This window comes from Bacillus sp. FSL K6-0268, assembly GCF_038005425.1.
In the GTDB taxonomy this organism is placed as follows: Bacteria; Bacillota; Bacilli; order Bacillales; family Bacillaceae_G; genus Bacillus_A; species Bacillus_A thuringiensis_S.
In genome coordinates, this window is record NZ_JBBOTF010000001.1 from 3,298,053 (window position 1) to 3,322,237 (window position 24,185).

Consider the following 24,185-nt stretch of genomic DNA (forward strand, 5'->3'; position numbering starts at 1 on the left):
CAAAAAAAAATAGAGTAGGTATCAAAACCTACTCTTTAATTACACCTTTATTTCGATAGTACACATCTTCTAATCCGATGTTATACTTCATGTTATTATCCGTCCACTCTGGCCCTAAATTCCCTGGCCATCCAGATGTATTCGCTATATATTTCAGTAATGCAAAATCAGTCAAACCTTTTTGCACCCCACGCTTATATCCTTTCATTAAATGCGGCATTGCAATTTGCGCATTTGTACGTGGATCTTTCAGCTCATCATCAGTTAAATGTTCTGGTGCAAGCCCGCCGCCGCGGTGTAGTTGAAACAATCCGAATGAAGTTCCATTATCTCCAACACTTCTTGGATTTAATCGACTTTCATGCTCAGCAATTGCAAGAGGTATCCATTCCGGAAGATTTACTTTCTTCGCTTCCTCTATAATGATTTGTTTCATCTGTTTTGCTTCTTCTGAATCAACATAGCTTGTTCCATTCACTAGCTTATCCATTCCTTCAGACTTTCCTTGGAAATATAAATATACTCCAAGAACAACTAAAAATCCTACAAAGAATTTCTTCACTACCTCTACCTCTTTCTCCGCTGAAATTTGTCCCCTTTCAGCCTTCCCTTTACAATTACCTACATTCTACTACTCTTTTATCATAGCAAATAACTATACATATTATCATCATGCTTTAGACCGATTTTGTGAAAAAAAATCTGGTAAATACGTGCAAAAATGTAACTTTCATAGACTATAACGCGTTTATTGTATATAATTGTAAATTGAATTCTAAATATAAACTAGGAGAATAATAATATGAAAAAATGGCTGTTACTCTTATTTAGTTTACTACTATTAATTCCTGTCCCTATTTCCGCACAAAAAACCGAACAACCAAAAACCCTTATTTTATACAGTTCAAACGATGATCAAATTACAAGTGATATCCAAATACTTAATACACAAGGTAACTACTCAGCTTCCTCACGGAGGCTTTTTTCATTTACTAGTCTGATATGTACTTTTTGTGTGAATACTAGATATATCAGACAAGGAGGTGGTATTTATGTTGAAAAAACAAGAAATTCTAGCTGTCTATCAAAAGGGACCTCAAGCTATTTACGATTTTGTTCATCAATTAGAAAGTCAAATACAGAATTTAAAAGAGCGTATAGAAGAATTAGAAAATCGTTCAAAAAAAAACTCTACAAATAGTCATAAACCACCCTCTACAGATGGTTTTCGTAAGCCTATTACAAAAAGTTTGCGAAAATCATCCCAGCGTCAAACCGGTGGCCAGTTGGGCCACAAAGGACATACACTTCATTTGACAACGACTCCTGACAATATGATTACCTATTCTCCTACGCATTGTATTTGTTGTCACACGTCCTTAAAACATGAACCTGTAAAAGGATACCGCATTCGCCAAGTGTATGATTTACCACCTATCCTGATAGAAGTCACAGAACATAAAGTGGAACAAAAAGAGTGCCCACATTGCCATTCTATCCAAGAATCCCAGTTTCCCTCTACTGTCTCTCGTCCTGTTCAATATGGTCCAAATATAAAAACACTGATTCCTTATTTAACACATTATCAATGCCTTTCTTTGAAACGAACAAAAGAATTCTTTCAAGATTGTTTTGGACATTCGATAAGCGAAGGGACGTTAGTCAATCATACCCATGCTTTTTCTGCTCAATTGCGGCCGTTTCTCGAAGAAGTAAAAGAACAGATTCTGCAGTCTTCTGTTGTCCATTTTGATGAAACCGGTATGCGAGTAGAAAATAAAACACAATGGTTACATACTGCGAGTACACCGGAGGTGACATTTCAACATATTCATGAAAAACGCGGAAAAGAAGCGATGGATGCAGGTGAAATCTTGCCTTCTTTTTCTGGAATTGCTATGCATGATGGGTGGAAACCGTATGATGTGTATACAGATTGTCGTCATGTTTTATGTAATGCCCATCTCTTGCGAGATTTGCAAGGGATTATAGATAGTACCGGAGAAACATGGGCACAACAAATGAAAGAATTCCTTACACAAGCTTTGACAATAAAAAAGCAATACAAGGGAAATATTCCAGAAATAGAGAAAAAGAATCTGTTTGCCGCATACCAGGCCATATTGAAAGGCAAACAGGTGCCTTCTGCAGAACAAAAAAAGAAAAGAAAACAGACGCCTTCTCAAAATTTATGGAATCGCTTTGCTAAGTATGCGGACAGAATTCTAGCGTTCTTAGAAAGTCCAGATATTCCATTTGATAACAATCAAGCGGAGCGAGATATTCGGATGACGAAAGTCAAACAAAAAGTGTCTGGGACGTTTCGAAGTAAGGAAGGTGCAGAATCATTTTGCCACATACGTAGTTTTATGAGCACCATGAAAAAACAAAATCAATCAGTATTACAAGCGATAAGTCAGGTGTTAAAAACCGGAACGGTTCCTTGGAATACCACTCTTTCGTAAGAGAATGTTTCTATTTCATATAGATTCTTTCTCTTATCGGAGTGTGTTCTTTTTCATGTTTTCGAACAGGAAACATGTATTTGGCATGCTTTTTTGTTTAACTAAGCTGAGTAGTTACTACACAAGTAGGACATTTCACTAATAATATAACAATTAAAAACATAAAACAGTTAGCTGAAATAACTGATAAATCTTCGTATACACATGTTATTTACATGAGTGAAAAACAAGAAGAACTTTCTACTGAAGCAAAGAAATTTCTAGAAGGATTCCCAGGACCATTACTAGTTTTAGGTCAAAATATAGAACAGTTATCTAATCGTTTTTCATTTATCACACTTAAAAATGAAGATATAAACTCTGATACAATTGAATATCCAACACGTAAACTAAAGAATATATTAGAAGAAGAAAGAACAATTAAACAACTTGACACAAATGGAACAATTCTCGCCCATGCTTTAAGAGGAAATAATACTTATCCATTAATTGTACAGCAAAACAATTCTTATTATGTAGCAACTTCTAACCTCTTTGATTGGATATCTTATTATATTGGCGAAAGCCTATTTTCTTATTTTCAGCAAAAACCCGAAACTAATAAAAAATTAGCTTATTTACGTCTTGAGGATGTTCACCCAGCCGCAGATACATATCAATTAAAAGAAATTGCTGAATTACTAAAAGAGAAAAAGATTCCTTACATGATCACTGTTATTCCTGTATATACAGATCCAGATACAGGTAAAACACTACATTTAAAAGATAAACCCGAACTAGTTGATCTTTTACGCTCTATGCAAGATGATGGTGCAGCGATTATTATGCATGGTTACACTCATCAATTTTATGATAGTGAAACTGGGGAAGGTTTTGAATTTTGGGACGTAAAGACAGATCAACCAATTCGCCAACCGAAACATGAAAAACCTAAGACAAAAGATGACTTTCCAAATATAGAGGCATATAACCAATATGTAAAAAAAGGGGAAGAGTTTGAGGAAAAATATACGACAGATCATATCGAAAAGGGGATTCAAGAACTTGTAGATGCTAAACTATATCCTGTCGCCTTTGAAGCACCTCATTACACAATGTCTCAAAAAGGGTATGAAATATTATCAAGATACTTTTCAACTTATGTAGGACAACTACAGTTAAGTGATACAACTTGGAAATCCATGCACTCTCCAGCATATAGAAGTACACCATCATTTCTACATGGAATGAAATTAATGCCTGAAACAGTCGGTTTTATTGAAGAAGATAAGCCACAAGCTATTGCTAAAATGAAAGCAAATGCTTTATCTGTTGCTAAATTATACGATGGGGTTATTGGAGCATTCTATCATCCTTACTTAGGTGTGAAACCATTAAAAGAAGTGTTAAAGGATCTAGAGAGTATTCCAAATATAGAATGGATTGATTTACAAAAGGAAAAGAATGAAGTAAAAATGAAAGATATTCATATTACGACGAATAAAGATGGCATTCACGTTGAAAAACCAACCAGTGCGAATGACATAATTGATTATATAAAGCAATATGGCTTCTTCCTTATACTAGGGTTCGTTATCATTGTGTTTCTTTTATTATTAAAACGTGCGAAAAAATTAGAATCCTAATACAAAACCACCGAGCGGAACGCTTGGTGGTTTTTTATCATATATCAAACCGTGGTATTTTACTAAATAAATTCAACTTTTACTTTTTCCGTTACATGATTAAAACTATAATTCTCCTATCCTTTCAAATAAAATCGACTTGTATTTTCATATATTGTTTCTGCGACCTTATCAATGGATATGTTTTTTATAGAACTAATTTCCTTTAATACCTCTCGAATCATTCTTGGATGCGTTATAACACCCTCTTGAAATTCCCACGGTCCATCTGTTTCTACCATCATATATTCAAGCGGATAATACGAAACGATTTTTCTAATCTTCTCCTTATGTAAAACATCCGGTGTAATCGAAATATAATAACCATTTCTCATCATCCGTTTCATTGTTTCATCGCTTCCTTTAAACCAATGGAAGTGTGCACGTGAAACTTTATATTTCTCTAGCAAATCACATACAATGTCAGCATCTTCATAAACTACGTGTAATACAATCGGCAAATTATACTTACTAGCTAGTTCTATAAATTTTTTCAATACAGCTATGTATGGATCTGCAGCAATCCTTTCATCTTCTTTTCTCAAATAATAGGGCAAACCTACTTCACCAATCGCAACAATTCCCTCTGCGTTCTGTTCAATAAGTTGATAAATCTGTTCACACTCCTCTTTATGAATCTGTTGCTCTGGATGAAACCCTATCGCTGGATATATAAAAGGATACTTCTTCGCTAAAGATAACGTTTCCTTACAAGAGTGATAATTTATAGATACTGCAATAAGCCCCTTTATTTCATTACTATTTTCCACCTCTTTTAGTAATCTGCTCTTCTCTTCATCCTTATATTGATCAACATGTATATGACTATCAATCCATTTCATCTTTATGCCCCCATAAAAAAAACAAGAAAGGACTTCCTTTCTTGTTTTAGCATCTATATTATTTAACAATTAAGTTTGTTATGATATCAAATAATCCAATACACACTACGGCAACAGTAAAGTAGCTACAGAAATCTTTAATTGGTAACTTCACTACTTCTTCTTTACGCATCCCATTTTTCTCCCTTCTTACTAGATCCCTAATTATTTTTCTATCTGTATCTATTATGCAAAAAATATGACAAATTTACTATCGAATTAACTTACGTAAACCTTACAATGTTGTAAGGTTTTAAAAAAGATCCCCATCTTTATTCAGATGAGGATTATTAAAAATTAGTTGGTTTTTCATTCTTCATTACAAACAGAAAGTAATACATTGAGACTTTCTAGTTATACTATATGAAAATTACTATCTTTTAACTATCGAATTACATTACAGAAGGCTTACATGTTTGTAAGTTATGTGTAATGTAATTCGATAGTTCCCCTTACTTATATTTCGTACAATAACGTTAGAAAGTAAGCCAAATAAGAAGAACACTCACATAACCAAATTACATTGCTAGTAGCTACTCTTCTTATACCTTTCACCTATGCTGCTACAATGTACCCCCTTCCCCTTTATATAATAAAAAAGCCTTAGTCTATATGTACTAAGGCTTTTTTGTTAATCTCAAAATACCCTTACCCAGTATTTTTATTTTCGACAAAAAATAGCTGGGGGTATATTTTACTATCTCATCGTTAAAAGTTTGCTCTTCGCATTTATAGGAATATTTGCAACCTCAATCTCTTCAATCGATTCACCGTAACGTCCTTTTGCAAAAACCTTTAATGCTTCATCTCTCTTTAACATATGCTTAACCGTTTTCTTTATTTTCTGCTCTCTACCACGTTCATCGAATGCAATAAATTCATATTCATACCACTCATCACCAATATGCTGACCAATTGTATTCACAACCGTATAGTATTCTTTCGTCTTATAAAATGGATTATATTTATCGATAACCGGTCCAAGTTTCGTAGGCAGTAACATTACTACTATTACTATCATCGCTATTATAGTAGTGATCATTTTTTTCTTCATAATAAACATTCCTCCTCTGCAGGATATATATACATCCATTTTAAAAAGGGGGAATAAAATCTACTATTGAATCTCATTACATTACACTTACATTTTTGTAAGAATTAAAAAAGGTGAACGAATTTACTCGTTCACCTTTTAGCTTGCTTTAAAGCCACCGCCAAGTACATCACGTACATCATGTATAACAACGAAAGCATCTTCATCTACCCGGCTAATAACTTGTTTTAACTTAACAAGCTCTTGTTTATTAATAACAACATATAAAACTTCTTTATTTTTACCAGTATATCCGCCGCGCCCTTCTAATACAGTAACACCGCGTGTCATATTTTTCGTAATAGCCTCACGAATTAAATCTGGTTGATTCGAAATAATCGTAACAGCCGTTTTTGTATCCATTCCTTCTACAATGAAATCAATCACCTTCGCTCCGATGAACACAGCTACAAGTGTATACATTGCCTTTTCTTGCCCTATTATAAATACAGAACCAGCAATTACAACAATATCAATAATTAGTACGCCTTTACCTACGCTCCAACCTAAATATTGATTTGCTAACTGAGCTAAGATTGCTGATCCTCCCGATGTACCTCCGGCTTTGAACATACAGCCTAATCCAATACCCACAAATAAACCAGCAAATAAAGCTGCTAATAATGTATCACTATTTACATGATACTCAATATGTTCTGTAACGTATAAAAACAAAGATGTTTCTACAATCCCTAAAATTGTATAAATCATTGTTTTCTTATCAAAAAATTTATAACCAACAGCTAGTAAAATTGCATTTATAGCAAAGTTCACAATTCCTGGTGACCAATCAAATAAGTAGTACGTAACAACCGTTAAACCAATAATTCCACCTTCCGATAAACGGTTTGGAATTGCAAAGTAATTAATACCAATTGCGAATAATAATGAACCAATTGTAATTAGTGTTATTTCCTTTATACGTTGATTAACCATAGTTCATACCCTCCCCCCATTTGACATTGTATCACTATCTCCTAGAGGTTTAGAAGTGGTTTTTATTCCGCTTTTTCCCTGTTAAAAATTGAAATATTATGTTTAAACATAGGGGTGATTAATTATTCATATTTACTCTAACTGCACGGACAAATTGCTCCACATTCCCTTTCTGAATATACTTAGCGCGAATGGTTTCATGATTACAAGTAAATTCAAAATACGGATGAAAATCTATGCTATCTATATGCAAATATGAATACTCTTTAAATGTTGAAGAATAGTACGGAAATTTCCCGTAAAAAAGGAGACGTCTAGTAGTGGCAACAAAAACCCCATGTTGATACGATAATATAAAATTATCCTTCTCAAATATCCCTACCACAAAAGCCAGAATCTTTTCATCATCATCTACATACTTTTTCATACTCGATAAAAGTTCATTCATGCATATTCCTCCAAATTCTATTCATTGCATTAACACTTGAAAAGAATCCATGGATTATTACAAACCGGTTTAACTCCTTTATAAAGTATGAAACGCGTTTCCTGTCAAAGATATTTCAAAAAAAATAATCCGTTATGCGATTATACACATAACGGATTAAAATTAAACTGTAGAGCGTTCCACAAGTTCGTATGGAATTTCCAGCTTTTCTTGTTCAGAACTCTCGTCATTCACTTTTCTATGCAACATTTCAAAAGCAGTTTTCCCTATCTCCTTTAAATTTTGATCAATAGTTGTCAGTTGTAACACTTGTGAGATAGGTTGATTATCAAAGCCAATAATTGCTAAATCCTCAGGAACTTGAATGCCTAATTTTTCAACCTCTGTCATAACACCAATCGCAACCTCATCACCTGCTACTATTAATGCTTCAGGAAGATCCTGCATCTCTTTTAACTTATGAGCTACTTTCACACCATCTTCTAGTGTAAAACATTCTGTAAAAATCCATTCTTCATTAACATCTTCGTCTATAGATTGCAATTGCTGTTTATAAACATCAAAACGCTTTTGACTACTCGGCCCTAATTTTCTTCCCGTACAATAACCAATTTTTTTATAACCTTTCTCAATCAAATAATCCATTCCTAATTGAAAGGCCGCTGAATGATTCGTATATACACTTGAGATGTTTGAAATATCATTGTCTTCACAAGCAATTATTGCGCCGTAAGAAGCATACGGTTCTATCGTTTCCCAATCATTTGCACGTGAACAAATAATAAGACCATCCAATTGTTTTGTTTTTAACATATGTAAACTTTTCATTTCTTCTTTTTTATTATAATTCGTTTGGCAAAGTAGCACCCTGTAATTATGCGCTAACGCAGTCTCCATCATTCCGCTCACCATCGCATCAAAACACGGATGATTAATATACGGTAAAATCACACCAACAATATTCGTTTTTCCTTTTGATAAATGAACAGCATTTGCGTTTTGCGAGTAATTCAATTTCTCAACTATCTCTATAACCGCTTTTCTTTTTTCTTCACTTACATATGGGTGATCATTCAACACTCTCGAAACAGTCGTAACTGAAACTCCCGCCATCTTTGCAATATCTTTAATATTAGCCATACACTCACCTCTACCTTTAACTTAATGAATCTCATGAACATATGTCAAATCTTCTTATCATTACACCTTCATTCGTTTCTCTTACAAAAGTGTAATTTTTCTGTAAGCTAATTCGATAGTGACTTTCCGCAACATTTCATACAATTGAGTCAGAAACAGGGTAACAACTATTCGAAAAGGAGCGGATTAATATGATGAACAAAATGAAAACAAACAATTTCTTAAATACAATGGGCATGGTATTTTCCGCTCTTATCGACGCAAAAGCTGTTGCTTCTACATTAAACAAGTAAGGAGAATGTATTATGAATAACATCACTTTTAACAAATTAGATTTTTTAGGACTAGCTAGTGGCTCGCTTCTTCTTACTGCTTTTATTTACGTCGCTACGCTTGTATAACTTTGTGTCCCCTTTCCCCTTTATTATAAATAGTAATAGAAAAGACGACCGTCTATGCCCGGTCGTCTTTTCTTATTTTTGATTTGATTGCAAAGCTTCTTTTAACTCCTCAAACTTCTCATTTAATTGATCTGTCATCATTTTCATAGCGGTTTTTCGATCTATTTGTTCTCCAGCCTCAATTTGAATTGGATCTCCAAAAATCAATTGTGCCTTTTTCCCCTTTATTAATTCTTTTACACTTGATGGACCAACATAAGCTGCTGGTACTAACGGAACATTAGAACGCATCGCAATTGTCACAGCACCCGCTTTTAATGAAACATCTTCCGCTGATCTCGTTCCACTCGGAAAAATCCCTACTACCTTTCCTTCTTTTAATAAACGTGATGGAATTTTAAGTGTACTTGGTCCTGGGTTCGCACGATCTACAGGGAATGCATTTACATTTTTAAAGAACCATTTTTTGAATTTCCCTTCAAATAATTCTTTTTTGGCCATGTAATGAATTTGAGTTGGATACATCCCTGTAGCTAACATTAATACATCCATAAAACTTGTATGTGTACATGCAACAACATACGGTCCACCTTCTGGTAGCTTTTCTCTCCCTTGTACTTCTACTTTTCCAGCTGTTTTAAATATATATTTCAACAAAAATGTAATTGGTTTATACATTTGTTTCGTTCCTTTCTAAACATCCGAAGTATAATCATATTCTTATAACAATTATAACACTAAGTTTTAGGAGTTGGTAATAAAATTAAGTATGAATTGTTAAATTTCAATTCTTACAAAAGTGTAATTTTCTTGTAAGCTAATTCGATAGTTACTTCTTACTATATTTCATACAATTAAGTCAGAAACAGGGCAACAATTATTCGAAAAGAAGTGGATTAATATGATGAACAAAATGAAAACGAACAATTTCTTAAATACAATGGGCATGGTATTATCAGCTCTTTTCGATGCAAAAGCTGTTTCTTCTACATTAAACAAGTAAGGAGAATGTATTATGAATAACAGTACTTTTAACAAATTAGATTTTTTAGGATTAGCTAGCGGCTCTCTTCTTCTTACTGCTTTCATTTACGCTGCTACGCTTGTATAATTTTGTGTCCCCTTTCCCCTTTATATAGAAAAAGACGACCGTCTTGATGTGCACCCCAATTGTTAGACACAATTAACAATTGGAGGTGTATTTTTTTATGGGAAAGTTTTCTCCTAAAGAAAAGATACAGATAGTAAAACAATATTTTAATGGAATAGATGGTGGAAAAAGGCTTGCTAAATCTCTAGGGATTCATTCTAGTGTAATTTATCAGTGGATCAAACAATATGAGGCATTTGGAGAAAAAGCTTTTGAAAAACGCTATACAACTTATTCGCTTCAGTATAAACTAGATGTGCTTAAATATATGGATACGCAAGGGACATCTATTAGAGAAACAGCGGCAATTTTTAATATTTCCTCTCCTGAAATAATTCGTAGATGGAAAGTAGCTTATGATTCAAATGGTGTGGATGCCCTACGTTCAAAGCGGAAGGGACGTCCAGCTATGAAAAATAAGAAGGTTAAGGTGCAACCCAAAAAAGATACAGTGCTAGTTGAGGGGTCTATAGAAGCACTACAAGCAGAAAATGAACTTTTACGTATGGAAAATGATTATTTAAAAAAGTTAAATGCCTTAGTTCAGAAAAAGAACAAATCATAGATCAAGACAGAGCACAGGTAATTTATGAATTAAGGCACGAATACAAAATCATCGATCTTGTGAAAATCGCTGGTATTGCCCGCAGTACGTACTATTACTGGATTAAACAAATGGAACGTCCAGATAAATATAAGAACATTAAAGAATTAATCCAAGAGATTTTTGAAGAGAATTATGGTAGATACGGTTATCGTCGTATCACATTAGAATTACGTAACCGTGGATATATATTAAACCATAAAACAGTTCGTCGTTTAATGAATATTATTGGATTAAAATGCATGGTTCGTATAAAAAAATACCGTTCATATAAGGGAGAAGTAGGGAAATTCGCAAAGAATATTTTGAAGCGTGAATTTAATGCATCTAAGCCTAATGAAAAGTGGGTAACAGATGTCACTGAATTTCATCTCCATGGTAAAAAACTATATTTATCTCCTGTTTTAGACTTATATAACGGGGAGATTATAGCTTACAATATAGAAAATAAACCTGTGTATTCACTTGTATCAAAAATGCTTAATAAAGCCTTTACACGCTTAAATGATGGAGAAACTCCTATTCTTCATTCAGATCAAGGATGGCATTATCAGATGAAGATATATCAACAATCACTAAAAAAACATAAGGTTATCCAAAGTATGTCCCGTAAGGGAAACTGTTTGGACAATGCAGTCATAGAAAACTTCTTTGGCTTATTAAAATCTGAATTATTCTATCTTAAAGATTTTGAAAGTATGGAGCATTTTAAGATAGAATTAGAGAATTATATTCATTATTATAATCACAAAAGAATTAAAGTGAAGTTAAATGGAATGAGTCCAGTACAATACCGGACTCACATCCAATCAGTCGCTTAACTTCTTTGTCTAACTTTTTGGGGTCAGTTCATCTATGCCCGGTCGTCTTTTTAATTTTTTCTTTCTTTCAACTCTTTTAAAAGCTGTATCAGCTCAGCTTGTTGTTTTATCTTTTTACGACCATTTCGATTAATTGCTGCAAGCTCACAGGCAACTCCGACGGCGAAGAAAAACAATAAACTTTCTAACATGTGAAATCCTCCATTTGCCTATTAAACAGCTTGACGTAATTGTTCTTCTTGTAAAACTCTCTTATTTATATTTTCTTCTTTTCTCTGGCAAACGTTATTGCGAATAAGTGCTGCAATAACAAGTACAGTCCCTATAATATCAAACATTGTGATCTGATACCCTTGCATCATCATAATAACTAAAGTCGTAATTGGTACAAAATTAAGGTTCTTTCCCGTATTAGTTGAACTCTCGTAATAGAATCTTTTTTCGCAAAATATCAAAATTATTCCTGCCATACATAATCCGTTTGATGAGCTTTGTTTTATTCACACTGCCTTCCGCTAAACCATTACTATAGGGATATTTACAAGCATGGAGTACAGACTCAAAATCTCGTTTTATTCCATGTAGGAAGGAGTCTACTTCTGGAATAGAAAGTTTTTCTGCTTTAAGTATCCATTCAGACAATTTTTCATACTGTTTTTCTGCCAGTATAGTTTGAAACTGGTATAGCAAAGTTAACAATTCCTGAACAGATGGATAAAGCTCAAAAATTTCTTCTATCTGTTGACTCTTCAATGCAGGATCCCCTGCTGGATTAAAGATCAATCTAATAATTTTTTGTCTAGGAATAGAATGAAAAAATGGTTTCTTGATGTTCTGTTGCTTCTTGAGCAATCGGATATGGTAACGAGTTGTAGAAACACTGCCTGTGTATCCTTGCAAAACTAAATGATCATGAATTTTCTTTGAGGAGTATCCTTTTTGCATATATGTAATCATGTGCTCCAAATAAGAATTGATTTTTGTAGTTCGACCAGAACGGGTTTGTACACTGATTGTTCGTAAATTTTCCTTTATATACCTTCGTACCGTTCGTCGATCTAAATGTACGTATACAGCAATTTTTCTGATACTCATTCCTTCGGAATGAAGTTTTTTCACCTGTTTGATTATCTGCTTTTTTCGTTGTATGTTTTCAAATCTTTCCCTTTCAAATTTAGTCATGAAAAGAGTAGACAATTGATGTTTAGGCAGATGAATATACTTTTGAAGCGTACGAATGTCCATTGCTAATTCTTTTGCAATCCTAGAAATAGGTATCTTTTTTTTCTGTAATTTTTGCGCGATCACAATTTTTTCTTTTCTGGTAAGCAAAGAGTAAGCTGGATTTATTTCGTCCACTAATGGGCTATTAATTTGTATAGAAGTAGGTAGTAATCGTTGAAAATATTTTTTTATATAATCCATTACGTTTTTTACTAAATGAAAGCGGTCATTAACTTGAATAGCTGTAGGGTGTGCCGCTGTAATTGCATTTCGAAAAGTGACAGAACCGTCTCTAGAAACGATTTCTAGATGGGGAAATGTTTTCAACCAGACAGTCACATCTTCTAAATCCCTAGAAGGGATTAAATCGACGATTTTATGCGTTTCAATATTTACCATAATCGTTCCATATCGATGCCCTTTTTTAATAGCGAAATCATCAATACAGACCTTGGTAATATTACTTTTATCGATTATGATTTCTTTTTTTTAATCCAACGGCAAATGGTGCTTTTACTAATTTTAATTTTCTGTTGATGGAGCCTTTTAGCAGAGTTAATCGAACTCATTTCTAAAGAAAGAGCCAAAATTTCCTTTTGTAAACGCTTTGTTTTGCGTGCCTTCGGCTCGATATAAGGAAGTGGCATGCTAAAAGTCGTATAAGAGCAGCTAGCGTTTATACAAAAAAATTTAGGCAGCTCTAGATGAATAAGGGTTTCAAAATTTGAAACAGGAAGATCTTGAAAAACTCGATAGTATTTTGAATGTACTTTGTCTGATTCCATCATACAATATGGGCATATAGCTTTTATATATTTTGTTTTAGCTTGAAAAACAATTTGATCGTCGATAAATTCATGTTTTACATATTGAATGTTAGAATCTAATACACTTAAAATATTTTCCATCGAATATCCCCCATACCTTTTCCCTATTTTATATGTCATTATATCAATTTCAACTAATACGGGAAAGAACCAAAATTAATAAATAAAATCCCATTAATGGATGATAAAATTTTCACACCGTAGTTCCAAGCAAGTAGCGCTACAATACCTGGCAATGTCATCATAAATAACAAATCATACTTCACAATAGAAATCGTTCCCATACTAGGAACTGAAACATATCCAAGCGACGTAATAATTACCGTTATAATTCCTGTAACAGTCGTACCGAATACACACGTCAACGTAGAATAACGTAATGTTGACCAATCACTACACGTTTGACCACCCATCGTATAAATAACCCAGCCTACAACACCAATAAATATAAATGCTAATGGGAACATATTATCTTTCAATGTTACAAAGAAACTTATGTCACCTTTTGTAATAACAAACACAGCTCCTACAAAAGCAATAACCATACTCGTTATCATATACTTCTTCGGTTTTATATGCTTATATCCCCATAAAATACAAATAGAAATCATCGGCATAAGTGATTCCATAATGGAAGCTACCATTACACCCGACTTACCCATTAACATTTGCCCTAAAAATATGAGGACATTATATACTGTAAATGCCATCGTTCCAAAAAAGACGAGTAACTTTCCTCTTCCCTCTAAACGAAATGCCTGTTTTCCTTCTTTCATTAACAACAATACAATCAGCATTATCGCCACTGCTCCATAACGAATAAGCGAAAAATAAAATGGATCTATGTATTCTAGCGCATGATCAGCAACTGGAAACATCGCTCCCCATGACATACTCGCAATTAAACACGCTAAAGCCCCTATTATCATTTGACCTCTTCTCACCGCAATCCCCCGTTTCTTTCTATTTGCACAAAGAGAATTGTAAAAGAAAAAATATATCACGTAAAATGATTCAAAATGATGTTAACTATCATTTATAATGATAGTTAACATCAAGGGGGATTACAAAATGGAATTAAGAGACTTACAAATCTTTAAAAGCGTTGCCGACCAGGGTAGTGTAAGTAACGCAGCAAAGGAATTAAATTATGTACAATCAAATGTAACTGCACGTATTAAACAACTAGAAAACGAATTAAAAACCCCGCTCTTTTACCGCCATAAACGAGGGATGACTTTAACAGCTGAAGGAAGAAAAATGCTCGTTTATGTTAATAAAATTTTGCAAGATGTCGACGAACTAAAACAAGTATTTTTAGATAGTGAAACACCCTCCGGTATATTAAAAATCGGTACAGTAGAAACAGTAAGTACATTACCTACCATTTTATCTTCTTACTATAAAAGCTATCCGAATGTCGATTTATCATTACAAGCGGGTCTAACAGAAGAATTAATTAGAGAAGTACTTGATCATCAATTAGATGGCGCCTTTATATCAGGTCCTATTAAACATCCACTCATCGAACAATACGATGTTAGTACAGAGAAATTAATGCTTGTAACACAAAATAAAGCTTTTCATATAGAAGAATTTACAACAACGCCTCTACTCGTTTTTAACCAAGGATGTGGATACCGTTCCAAATTAGAACGATGGCTGAAAGACGAAGGTTTGCTACCAAAAAGAATTATGGAATTCAATATATTAGAGACAATATTAAACAGCGTTGCACTTGGCCTCGGAATTACACTCGTACCACAGTCTGCTGTCCATCATCTTTCTAAAGCAGGTAAGGTACATTGTCATGCAATCCCTGAAAAATACGGCAGTATTTCAACGGTTTTCATACGCCGTAAAGATAGCTATATGACGAATTCAATGCGTAGTTTTTTAAAAACAATTGAAGAACATCATCATATCAATATGCTGTGAAAGACATTCTTACATGAATGTCTTTTTTTCTTACAAAAGTGTAAGTCTTTCGTAAGCTAATTCGATAGTTGCAAGTGGACATATTTCCTATAATTAAGACATAAGCAGGGCAACAACAATTCGAAAAGGAGCGGATACGCATGATGAACAATATGAAATCAAATAAATTTTTAAATACAATGGGCATGGTGCTATCCGCACTTGTCGATGCAAAAGCTGTTGCAACTACATTAAACAAATAAGGAGAGATTATAATGAACAACATTACTTTCAACAAATCAGACTTTACCCCGCATTAACGGGCAGTAAGACTCCCACTTCAAAATTCAGCGAAATCAAAGAAGTTAGGTTTAGGATCAACTGCCCGTAAAAGCCCGATTGGTTCAACTAATAATCAGCGAGGGATACCCCGCCCTCACTGATTAAAGTTTCACTTTATCGGACTTGCAAGTGGAGCTACTCTTCTTACAGCTTTCATTTACACACTTGCTCAAGGTCTTATTTAATACTTTGTTTCCCCAAACCCCTTTATATATAGAAAAAGCTGTTCGTCTTATAGACAAGCAGCTTTTTAGTTTGTTTCATATATAATTTGACCTGTTTTCTTAATATCATATCCGCCAATTGCATTTAATTCATTATGAAATTCTTCCGATTGCAGAATGTCTTTCACGACTTCAATCAGCTCTTCATTTTCTTTATTCTTCAAAATTACTAAATCATACTGTTCTTTCATGATTGGAATAAACTCCACATTTACAATTTGCGAAAACTTTTCTGAACCTACTCCTACATCAGCTTTTCCATTTGCAACTTGCGTGGCAACACCCAGATGATTCGATTCTTCCCATTCATATCCACTAATATCAGCTTTATTTAATTTTTGGATTCGTAATTGTTCATCCACTAACACTCTAATACCAGAACCCTTTTCTCGATTTACAAACTTTATAGTGGATCCGGATATGTCAGCCCATGTCTTTATTTTCTTCGGATTTCCTTTTTGGACATAAAACCCTACATTTCTGGACAATAAATTAATCATAATACATGGTTGACCTACTAAAATGCGTTTTACGTAAGGAACATTATATGTACCCGTTTCACCATCAAACAAATGCAAACTAACGATACTTCCTTCTCCTTGATACATTTTCACTAAACTTGTTAAGCTACCTTGATACGCTCTTAAAACATTAGAACTTGGCAAACGATTTTCTATACGTTTAGCTAACATATCTAACGTTAGTTCTTGACCACTAATAATACACGTGTTCAAGATACTACTACCATCGTTTTTCACAGGAGTAACTTGTACCTTTCCTGTTTTCATTTGTTTTATATATTGATCTAAATCCACTGCATCAATGCGCATCTGTCTACCAACTCTATAAGAAGGAAGTTCTCCTTTTTTAATTAAGTCGTATACAGTTAATTTTGATACCTTTAATCGCTTTGCTACTTCTTCCGTTGTGTAGGAATGATGATCCATAGACGATTCCTCACTTTCTCCTTTCATTGTAACAAAGAAAAGAATATTTCTCCTATTTTTTAAAAATAGATATATGTTCAAATTATATTCAAATATAACTAGTTATATTTAGTTATACTTAGTTATAATTAGTTATATCAAAACGAAAGGGGATTTTTTTATGAATAAATTTACATTACGTTCTATTGGGGCACTTATACTTTCTTTCCTTCTTATATTTAGTGCTGCTTGTACAAGTGGGGAAAAGAATACAAAGTCAGCTGCTAAAGAAGATAAAACAGTTGAACTGACTATCTCAGCTGCTGCAAGCTTACAAGATGCATTAAAAGAAATTGAAAAACAATATAAAGAAAAAGAGCCAAATATCAAACTTTCTTTTAACTTCGGTGCTTCTGGAGCACTTCAACAACAAATTGAACAAGGTGCACCTGCTGATTTATTCTTCTCTGCAGCAGAAGATAAATTCCAAACCCTTGTAAAGAAAGGATTCATTAATGAAAAAGAAGGGAAAAATCTTCTTGGAAATGAACTAGTTCTAGTCATCCCTAAAGATAGTTCTCTTACAAAATTTCAAGATTTAAAAGATGAGAAAATCAAAAAAATTGCACTTGGTACACCTGAATCTGTACCTGCTGGAAAATATGCAAAGGCTTCTCTAACACACGAAAACCTTTGGAATGATGTTCAAAATAAAGTCGTATTTACAAAAGATGTTCGCCAAGTGTTAACATATGTAGAAACAGGGAATATCGATGCTGGTATCGTATACAAAACAGATGCTCTCATTTCAGATAAAGTAAAGATTGGTGAAACAGCAGCAGCTACTTCTCATGAGCCAATCCACTATCCTTTAGGTGTTATAAAGGAATCTAAACATAAGAAAGAGGCGACTTCATTTTATGAGTATTTGCAGTCAAAAGATGCACAATCTATCTTTAAGAAATATGGATTTACAGTCCTGTCGTAATTACTATGAGCATTGATGCTATTATATCGCCTGTCTTTCTATCTTTAAGAGTAGCTGCGTGTGCCACTATTCTCGTTACAATTTTAGGGACGATTGTCGGGCGAGCACTAGCTCGCTCCTCATGGCGATATAAAGTACTATTAGAAACCATATTTTTATTACCAATGGTACTTCCACCAACTGTTATCGGCTTCTTTCTCATTATCATCTTTGGAAACAACAGCCCGATTGGAAGGTGGGTTGAATCATTATTTCAGCAGTCTATTATGTTCACATCTACCGCTGCGATCATCGCTTCTACAGTTGTTGCATTTCCGCTTATGTACCAATCAGCGAAAACGGGATTTTCTATCGCAAATGTACAAATTGAAGAAAGTGCTCGTGACCTTGGCGCAAGTGAATATCAAGTTTTTCTGCACGTTACACTTCCGCTCGCATTTCCTGCATTACTAAGCGGGATGATTTTGAGCTTTGTCCGCGCGCTCGGTGAGTTTGGTGCTACACTCATGTTTGCCGGGAACATTCCTGGTAAAACACAGACAATCCCAACTGCAATTTACATGGCCATTGACGCAAGTAATATGCAACTCGCCTGGACACTTGTGGTTATCACTATTAGTATGTCACTCCTATTTCTGCTATGTATTCAGCTTATTAACAAAAGAATTACTAACCTTTAAAGCAGCTTTTTTGGAAGCTGCTTATTTATTTCTTAGGAAATAAATAAGTCGTTGGGAAATAACTGAATTTTACCTCTTATTGAAATATACATTTTATTTGAATTCACTTTCTAAAATAGGCAATTTCCTGTTATTATATGGAGGTGTTTCAAAAAATGAAGAAATGAAAACGCATTTATATCGTGAATTCTTCATCCTGTTTTAGCGATCGGTAATCTTCTACTCTATTAGTGGGGCATTACCGATCGTTAGAACGATATGTAATTATATTGGTATAGGAAACCGAAGGGAGTCTTGTAATGGACATTTTATTAGCGCTTCTTCCTGCAATTGCATGGGGAAACATCTTATTAGTAAGCGTAAAAATGGGCGGTGGTGCATATAGCCAAACGGTAGGTATGACAATCGGTGCTCTATTCTTCGCAACAATTATGTATGTATTTACTCAACCAGCTTTAACAATGACAGTCTTAATTGTTGGTTTTATTTCAGGTTTATTCTGGGCTTTAGGACAAGTAAACCAATTAAAAACAGTTGAAAAACTAGGTGTTTCAACTACCGTAACAATTTCTACTGGTATGCAACTTGTTGCAACTTCTATCTTTGGGGTTATCGCTTTCCGTGAATGGACTACTACGACAACAATTGTTCTGGGAACGATTGCAATCCTATTAATCGTAGTTGGTGTTGTATTCACATCACTAGATGATAAAGAAAATGCTCAGCCACCAGGACAATTGAAAAAAGGACTTCTTACTTTAATTGTTTCTACTTTCGGCTATCTTGTATATGTAATTATTATTCGTTGGTATAATATCGATGGTTGGTCTGCTATTTTACCACAAGCAGTTGGTATGTTTGTTGGTGCGGTTGTACTGACGTCTAAACATAAACCATTTAACAAATATGCAATTCGTAATGCTTTATCCGGTTTACTATGGGGAACGGGAAACTTATTCTTACTTCTTTCATTACCACGTGTCGGAGTAGCAACAAGCTTCCCATTATCTCAAACTGGAATCGTTATCTCAACATTCGGTGCAATTGTCTTCTTAGGTGAAAAGAAAACAAAACGTCAATTGATCTTTATTGCACTAGGCAGTGTTTTAATTATCGGCGGTGCTGTATTACTTGGTATAACAAAAGCATAATCTTATATTCTATTAGTAAACCCCTGAAGCATATATGCTTCAGGGGTTTTTCAATTCTAATTATTTTCTAGATATAATTATTTGTATGTTCTTGCCCCTTATAATTGCTCTTCCACTCTAGCAAACCAGCTACACATATAAAGAGATTAATAACAGCTAATATTAGTATGACGTAGAAACCAGTATAAGTAATAGCCCTTTCCTTTACCATGAATTTCCGCCTTCCCATTATCCATTCCATCTACGGTAAGTCTTTTCTTTTTACAAAATTCTCTTAAAGATGATATCGTTTTTATAACATATCTCTACTAGAAAGGAATAAAGGATATGCTAACTAAACATCGAATTTTATTTATTGGTGCCGGTCGTATGGCCGAAGCTATATTTTCCGGATTACTTAAAACAAGCAAAGAGTACATCGAAGAAATTATCGTCTCTAACCGAAGCAACGCAGAAAAACTAAAACAGTTACAACATCGATATAATGTGTCTACTGCAACAGATTGGAAGCAGCATGTTACATCTGTCGATACAGTTGTTTTAGCAATGCCACCTTCTGCTCATGAAGAGTTATTAGCTGAGCTATCTCCGTTAATATCAAATCAACTTGTCGTAACAGTAGCAGCTGGCATTGGACCATCTTATTTAGAAGCTAGACTCCCAAAAGGCACGCCTGTTGCTTGGATTATGCCTAATACAGCTGCTGAAATTGGAAAGTCTATCTCCTTATATACAATGGGACAATCCATAAAAGAGATGCATCAAGAAACCCTGCAACTGCTTTTAAGAGGTATTGGTACTTCGCAACTTTGTACTGAGGAAGAAGTTCATCAGCTTACTGCAGTTACTGGAAGTGCACCAGCCTTCCTTTATTACTTTGCTGAAAGCTTAATTGAAGCAACAAAAAGTTATGGAGTCGATGAAGAAACCGCAAAACATCTTGTCATTCAAATGATTTCTGGCTCTGCTTCTATGCTCGAACAAACGCAAGATCCAGCTAACCTCCGCGAACAAGTAACAACGCCAGGTGGTTCCACAGCTGAGGGTCTCAAAACTTTATATGAATATAATTTTTCAGAGGCAATTCAAAAAGCAGTAGAAGCAACAAACAAAAAAGCTAGGGGGAAATAATATGACTTTAACAAGTTTAAAGGACTATACAACATTACATAACGGTGTAAAAATGCCTTGGTTTGGTTTAGGTGTTTTTAAAGTAGAAGATGGTTCAGAAGTAATTGATTCTGTAAAAGCAGCAATTAAAAATGGCTACCGCAGCATCGATACTGCAGCAATCTATCAAAATGAAGAAGGCGTTGGACAAGCGATTCGTGAATCCGGTGTTTCACGTGAAGAATTATTTATTACCTCAAAAGTATGGAATAGCGATCAAGGATATGAAACAACACTTCAAGCATTTGAAACTACATTAGAGAAATTAGGTCTAGAATATTTAGATTTATATTTAGTACATTGGCCTGTAAAAGGGAAATATACCGAATCATGGAAAGCATTAGAAAAGCTTTATAAAGATGGCCGTGTTCGCGCTATCGGTGTGAGTAATTTCCACATTCACCACTTACAAGACGTATTTGAAATTGCTGAAATTAAGCCAATGGTCAACCAAGTGGAATACCACCCACGTTTAGCACAAGAAGAGTTACACGCTTTCTGTAAAGAACATAATATCCAGCTTGAAGCTTGGTCACCATTAATGCAAGGACAACTACTAGATAATCCAACGTTACAAGAAATTGCGACAAAATATAATAAATCAACTGCGCAAATTATTTTATGCTGGGATTTACAAAACGAAGTTGTAACAATCCCTAAATCAATTAAAGAACATCGCATTATTGAAAATGCAAACATCTTCGACTTTGAATTAAGTGCTGATGATATGAAAGCAATTCAAGCTTTAAATGAAGATCGTCGCGTTGGTCCAGTTCCAGATAACTTTAACTTCTAAGCGAAAAACCACTGCCATATGCAGTGGTTTTTTTATTTGAGATAACTGAAAATTTAAACTATATTCCATTTGGTTGACACTTCATTGTTCAAGGTGTAAGATTTTGAATTATCAAAGAAACACAAAAATTAATAAAATTTATTCGTTTACTCATTGTATCAAGAGAGGTGGAGGGACTGGCCCTTTGAAACCTCGGCAGCAGGTTCATTTTGAATACTGTGCCACTTCCTGCAAGCTTTATGCTTGAAAGATAGAATGAGGGACTTCGTTTATATACGGGTGCATAACTTGTACGTAAAAATCCCTCTTTCTCAATATGAAAAGAGGGATTTTTTATTTTTCATTTCCCTCATCATCATCCAAACTTAATTATTTAGGAGGAAAATCAAATGAAAAAGAAGTTTGTACCCGGTATTGCATCAGTTGTAGGAGTAAGTATTTTATTAACTGGTTGCGGTAGTTATAAAAACGAAGCAAGCGGAGCAAATGCAAAAGACGAGGCACCTAGCAAACAGGTTTTAAATTTATCTTCACCTACTGAAATACGAACAATGGATACGGCCCGTGCTACAGATACTGATTCTGGTCAAGTAATGAGAAACGTATTTGAAGGTTTGTATAATCTTGGTGAAGGTAACAAACCTTTCCCTGGCGTTGCAAAATCTCATGAAGTAAGTGGCGATAAAACAAAATACACATTCCACCTGCGAGATTCAAAATGGTCAAACGGCACTCCTGTTACAGCGAAAGATTTTGTGTTCGCTTGGCAGAGAGCCGTAGATCCAGCAACAGCCTCTGAATATGCATTTCTATTCTTTGATATTAAAAATGCAACAAAAATTAACAACAAAGAACTTCCAGCCGACCAACTTGGTGTAAAAGCAGTTGATGACCATACGTTTGAGGTAGAATTGGAGCGTCCTGTTCCGTATTTTATTAGCTTAACAGCGTTCCCAACATTTCTACCAATTAACGAGGAATTCTTTAAAGCACAAGGTGATAAGTACGCTTTAGAAGATCATACAATCTTGTACAATGGAGCTTTTACACTAAGCGATTGGAAGCACGAACAAAGCTTTAAATTCAAGAAAAACCCTACCTATTGGGATAAAGATACTGTCAAACTAGAAGAAATCAATTTTAACGTCGTAAAAGAAAAATCAACAGAAGTAAATTTATTCGAGTCAAAACAATTAGATCGTATAAAACTAACATCTGACTTTGTCGATAAATATAAAAAGGATGCTAACTTTAAAGAACGTCCAAACGTAGGCGTACAATTTTTACGTATGAATCAACAAAACAAAGTACTTCAAAATGTTTCTGCACGCCAAGCAATTAATCAAACAATTGATAGAAAATCCTTTGTAAATACGTTATTAAATGATGGCTCTACATCAACACTTGGTCTCGTTCCAAAAAACTTTGCAAAAGGACCTGAAGGAAAAGACTTCCGTACTGCAAACGGCGATTTAACAAAAGTTGATACAAAATCTGCACAAGAGTTATGGAAAAAAGCTAAACAAGAGCTTGGTTCTGAAAAGATAACATTAGAATTATTAACGAGTGATGCTGACCTTGATAAGAAAACTGGTGAATTCTTAAAAGGGCAACTAGAAAAGAATTTAGATGGATTAACAGTAAATATAAAACCGCAACCGCGTAAGCAACAAGTTTCGCTTTTATTAAAAGGTGACTACGAAATCGGAATTGACGGCTGGAGCCCTGACTTTACGGATCCAATTACATTCCTTGAGCTATTTACAACGAATAACCCTTATAACTTAGATCATTACTCTAATAAGGAATTCGATGAAACAATAGCAAAAGTGAAAACAACTTTAGCTGGTGATGAAAAAGCTCGCTGGGAAGCATTACTAGCATCCGAGAAAATATTATTTAAAGACTCTGTTATCGCTCCTCTTTACCAAAAAGGCGAATCTTATTTAGAACGTTCTTATGTGAAAGGAATTGTGCAAGTAGACTTTGCGGGTCAATTAAATTTCAAGTGGGCAAAAATTGAAAAATAAAGTAAAACCGTAATAAGTGAGGGTTCTTCATCCCCACTTATTATTAGCCCACACCAATTGTTTTTTTAGCAAAATATATTAAAAGCAGGTTCTCTCACACAAGAGAATCTACTTTTTTAATATATTATTCTAAGAAATTAACATTCTATTTTTATTATTGACATATAGTTCTTTCCAGTGTTAATATTCTAAATAATCAAAGAAACAAAATATTTCACCATCAAAATATAATGTCTACTACGTTGAAACATATAACGATAGATTATAGCTCAACATGTATATACATATAGAACACCTGATTACCTAT

23 protein-coding genes, 4 pseudogenes and 1 riboswitch are annotated in these 24,185 nt (G+C 34.2%); of the genes and pseudogenes, 14 read left to right on the top strand and 13 right to left on the bottom strand.

The window, feature by feature from the left end; all coding sequences use genetic code 11:
* Positions 1-28: 28 nt before the first annotated feature.
* Entirely contained in the window at positions 29-562 is a 534-nt protein-coding gene (locus tag MHI28_RS16905; protein WP_000713249.1) for a transglycosylase SLT domain-containing protein, read from the bottom strand.
* Positions 563-802: 240 nt separating this feature from the next.
* Between MHI28_RS16905 and MHI28_RS36170 the strand changes: the two are divergent.
* The 3 genes and pseudogenes from MHI28_RS36170 to MHI28_RS16915 all read left to right on the top strand — a co-directional run.
* Positions 803-956 (top strand): annotated as a pseudogene (locus MHI28_RS36170) (DUF2334 domain-containing protein); the annotation flags it as partial.
* A gap of 96 nt (positions 957-1,052) precedes the next feature.
* Positions 1,053-2,465 carry an IS66 family transposase gene (gene tnpC / locus MHI28_RS16910; RefSeq protein ID WP_197233369.1) on the top strand — a complete coding sequence of 471 codons (1,413 nt, stop codon included), beginning with the start codon at positions 1,053-1,055 and terminating at the stop codon, positions 2,463-2,465.
* 146 nt (positions 2,466-2,611) lie between these two features.
* Positions 2,612-4,090, top strand: a complete 1,479-nt coding sequence (locus MHI28_RS16915; RefSeq protein WP_445661796.1) for a DUF2334 domain-containing protein — start codon at positions 2,612-2,614, stop codon at positions 4,088-4,090.
* A gap of 116 nt (positions 4,091-4,206) precedes the next feature.
* On the opposite strand, the gene MHI28_RS16920 is transcribed toward MHI28_RS16915, so the two are convergent.
* The 5 genes from MHI28_RS16920 to MHI28_RS16940 form a co-directional block, all read right to left on the bottom strand.
* Positions 4,207-4,971: a TatD family hydrolase gene (locus MHI28_RS16920; protein ID WP_000871105.1), complete on the bottom strand. Its 765-nt coding sequence runs from the start codon at positions 4,969-4,971 to the stop codon at positions 4,207-4,209.
* A 736-nt stretch (positions 4,972-5,707) separates the two neighbouring features.
* A complete protein-coding gene (locus MHI28_RS16925) occupies positions 5,708-6,064 on the bottom strand; it encodes a YxeA family protein (RefSeq protein ID WP_000728422.1) in 357 nt (118 codons plus the stop codon).
* Between the two features lie 138 nt (positions 6,065-6,202).
* On the bottom strand, positions 6,203-7,039 hold the full coding sequence (locus MHI28_RS16930; protein WP_000248045.1) for a YitT family protein: 837 nt from the start codon (positions 7,037-7,039) through the stop codon (positions 6,203-6,205).
* Between the two features lie 118 nt (positions 7,040-7,157).
* The gene (locus tag MHI28_RS16935; protein WP_001004243.1) at positions 7,158-7,487 is read right to left on the bottom strand and encodes a PH domain-containing protein; all 330 of its coding nucleotides are present in this window, start codon (positions 7,485-7,487) and stop codon (positions 7,158-7,160) included.
* A gap of 162 nt (positions 7,488-7,649) precedes the next feature.
* Positions 7,650-8,627, bottom strand: coding sequence for a LacI family DNA-binding transcriptional regulator (locus MHI28_RS16940; protein ID WP_001273902.1), 978 nt, complete (start codon positions 8,625-8,627; stop codon positions 7,650-7,652).
* A 305-nt stretch (positions 8,628-8,932) separates the two neighbouring features.
* On the opposite strand from MHI28_RS16940, the gene MHI28_RS16945 reads away from it, so the two are divergent.
* Positions 8,933-9,028: a DUF3948 family protein gene (locus tag MHI28_RS16945; protein WP_001060009.1), complete on the top strand. Its 96-nt coding sequence runs from the start codon at positions 8,933-8,935 to the stop codon at positions 9,026-9,028.
* Between the two features lie 72 nt (positions 9,029-9,100).
* Here MHI28_RS16945 and MHI28_RS16950 read toward each other — a convergent pair whose 3' ends face one another.
* Positions 9,101-9,706, bottom strand: a complete 606-nt coding sequence (locus MHI28_RS16950) for a lysophospholipid acyltransferase family protein (RefSeq protein ID WP_000277776.1) — start codon at positions 9,704-9,706, stop codon at positions 9,101-9,103.
* A 337-nt stretch (positions 9,707-10,043) separates the two neighbouring features.
* Here MHI28_RS16950 and MHI28_RS16955 point away from each other — a divergent pair, with 337 nt between their 5' ends.
* Both MHI28_RS16955 and MHI28_RS16960 read left to right on the top strand, forming a co-directional pair.
* Positions 10,044-10,139, top strand: coding sequence for a DUF3948 family protein (locus MHI28_RS16955; RefSeq protein WP_001066117.1), 96 nt, complete (start codon positions 10,044-10,046; stop codon positions 10,137-10,139).
* A gap of 97 nt (positions 10,140-10,236) precedes the next feature.
* Positions 10,237-11,603 (top strand): IS3 family transposase gene (locus tag MHI28_RS16960; protein ID WP_327947199.1). Its coding sequence is split into 2 segments (ribosomal slippage): positions 10,237-10,699 and positions 10,699-11,603, totalling 1,368 coding nucleotides; the frame shifts between segments, so codons are not numbered across the junction.
* Positions 11,604-11,653: 50 nt separating this feature from the next.
* Here MHI28_RS16960 and MHI28_RS16965 read toward each other — a convergent pair.
* From MHI28_RS16965 to MHI28_RS16985, 5 genes and pseudogenes are all read right to left on the bottom strand, one after another.
* Entirely contained in the window at positions 11,654-11,794 is a 141-nt protein-coding gene (locus tag MHI28_RS16965) for a YrzO family protein (protein WP_000894065.1), read from the bottom strand.
* A 21-nt stretch (positions 11,795-11,815) separates the two neighbouring features.
* Positions 11,816-12,001, bottom strand: a pseudogene (locus tag MHI28_RS16970) (EamA family transporter); the annotation flags it as partial.
* A gap of 13 nt (positions 12,002-12,014) precedes the next feature.
* Positions 12,015-13,307, bottom strand: a complete 1,293-nt coding sequence (locus tag MHI28_RS16975) for an ISL3 family transposase (protein WP_157812401.1) — start codon at positions 13,305-13,307, stop codon at positions 12,015-12,017.
* Positions 13,301-13,735: a transposase family protein gene (locus MHI28_RS16980; protein ID WP_075717486.1), complete on the bottom strand. Its 435-nt coding sequence runs from the start codon at positions 13,733-13,735 to the stop codon at positions 13,301-13,303. The genes MHI28_RS16975 and MHI28_RS16980 overlap by 7 nt, the downstream gene beginning before the upstream one ends.
* Before the next feature lie 71 nt (positions 13,736-13,806).
* A pseudogene (locus MHI28_RS16985) lies at positions 13,807-14,598 on the bottom strand (DMT family transporter); the annotation flags it as partial.
* 127 nt (positions 14,599-14,725) lie between these two features.
* Here MHI28_RS16985 and MHI28_RS16990 point away from each other — a divergent pair.
* Together MHI28_RS16990 and MHI28_RS16995 are read left to right on the top strand one after the other, a co-directional pair.
* The gene (locus MHI28_RS16990) at positions 14,726-15,592 is read left to right on the top strand and encodes a LysR family transcriptional regulator (protein ID WP_000423024.1); all 867 of its coding nucleotides are present in this window, start codon (positions 14,726-14,728) and stop codon (positions 15,590-15,592) included.
* A gap of 425 nt (positions 15,593-16,017) precedes the next feature.
* A pseudogene (locus MHI28_RS16995) lies at positions 16,018-16,098 on the top strand (DUF3948 family protein); the annotation flags it as partial.
* Positions 16,099-16,163: 65 nt separating this feature from the next.
* On the opposite strand, the gene MHI28_RS17000 reads toward MHI28_RS16995, so the two are convergent.
* Positions 16,164-17,084, bottom strand: a complete 921-nt coding sequence (locus MHI28_RS17000; RefSeq protein WP_142287191.1) for a substrate-binding domain-containing protein — start codon at positions 17,082-17,084, stop codon at positions 16,164-16,166.
* A gap of 160 nt (positions 17,085-17,244) precedes the next feature.
* Here MHI28_RS17000 and modA point away from each other — a divergent pair, with 160 nt between their 5' ends.
* The 6 genes from modA to MHI28_RS17030 all read left to right on the top strand — a co-directional run bounded on the left by modA (position 17,245) and on the right by MHI28_RS17030 (position 23,878).
* Positions 17,245-18,051, top strand: coding sequence for a molybdate ABC transporter substrate-binding protein (gene modA, locus MHI28_RS17005; protein ID WP_001032237.1), 807 nt, complete (start codon positions 17,245-17,247; stop codon positions 18,049-18,051).
* A 5-nt stretch (positions 18,052-18,056) separates the two neighbouring features.
* Positions 18,057-18,731 (top strand): molybdate ABC transporter permease subunit, encoded by a 675-nt coding sequence (modB, locus tag MHI28_RS17010; protein WP_000020519.1) that lies wholly within the window; start codon positions 18,057-18,059, stop codon positions 18,729-18,731.
* A gap of 299 nt (positions 18,732-19,030) precedes the next feature.
* Entirely contained in the window at positions 19,031-19,882 is an 852-nt protein-coding gene (locus tag MHI28_RS17015; protein ID WP_000353548.1) for a GRP family sugar transporter, read from the top strand.
* 327 nt (positions 19,883-20,209) lie between these two features.
* On the top strand, positions 20,210-21,013 hold the full coding sequence (proC, locus tag MHI28_RS17020) for a pyrroline-5-carboxylate reductase (RefSeq protein ID WP_000956241.1): 804 nt from the start codon (positions 20,210-20,212) through the stop codon (positions 21,011-21,013).
* Between the two features lies 1 nt (position 21,014).
* The gene (locus tag MHI28_RS17025) at positions 21,015-21,848 is read left to right on the top strand and encodes an aldo/keto reductase (protein ID WP_340828112.1); all 834 of its coding nucleotides are present in this window, start codon (positions 21,015-21,017) and stop codon (positions 21,846-21,848) included.
* A 152-nt stretch (positions 21,849-22,000) separates the two neighbouring features.
* Positions 22,001-22,105, top strand: a riboswitch (SAM riboswitch).
* 132 nt (positions 22,106-22,237) lie between these two features.
* Entirely contained in the window at positions 22,238-23,878 is a 1,641-nt protein-coding gene (locus MHI28_RS17030) for a peptide ABC transporter substrate-binding protein (protein WP_340828114.1), read from the top strand.
* The last annotated feature ends 307 nt before the right edge of the window (positions 23,879-24,185 follow it).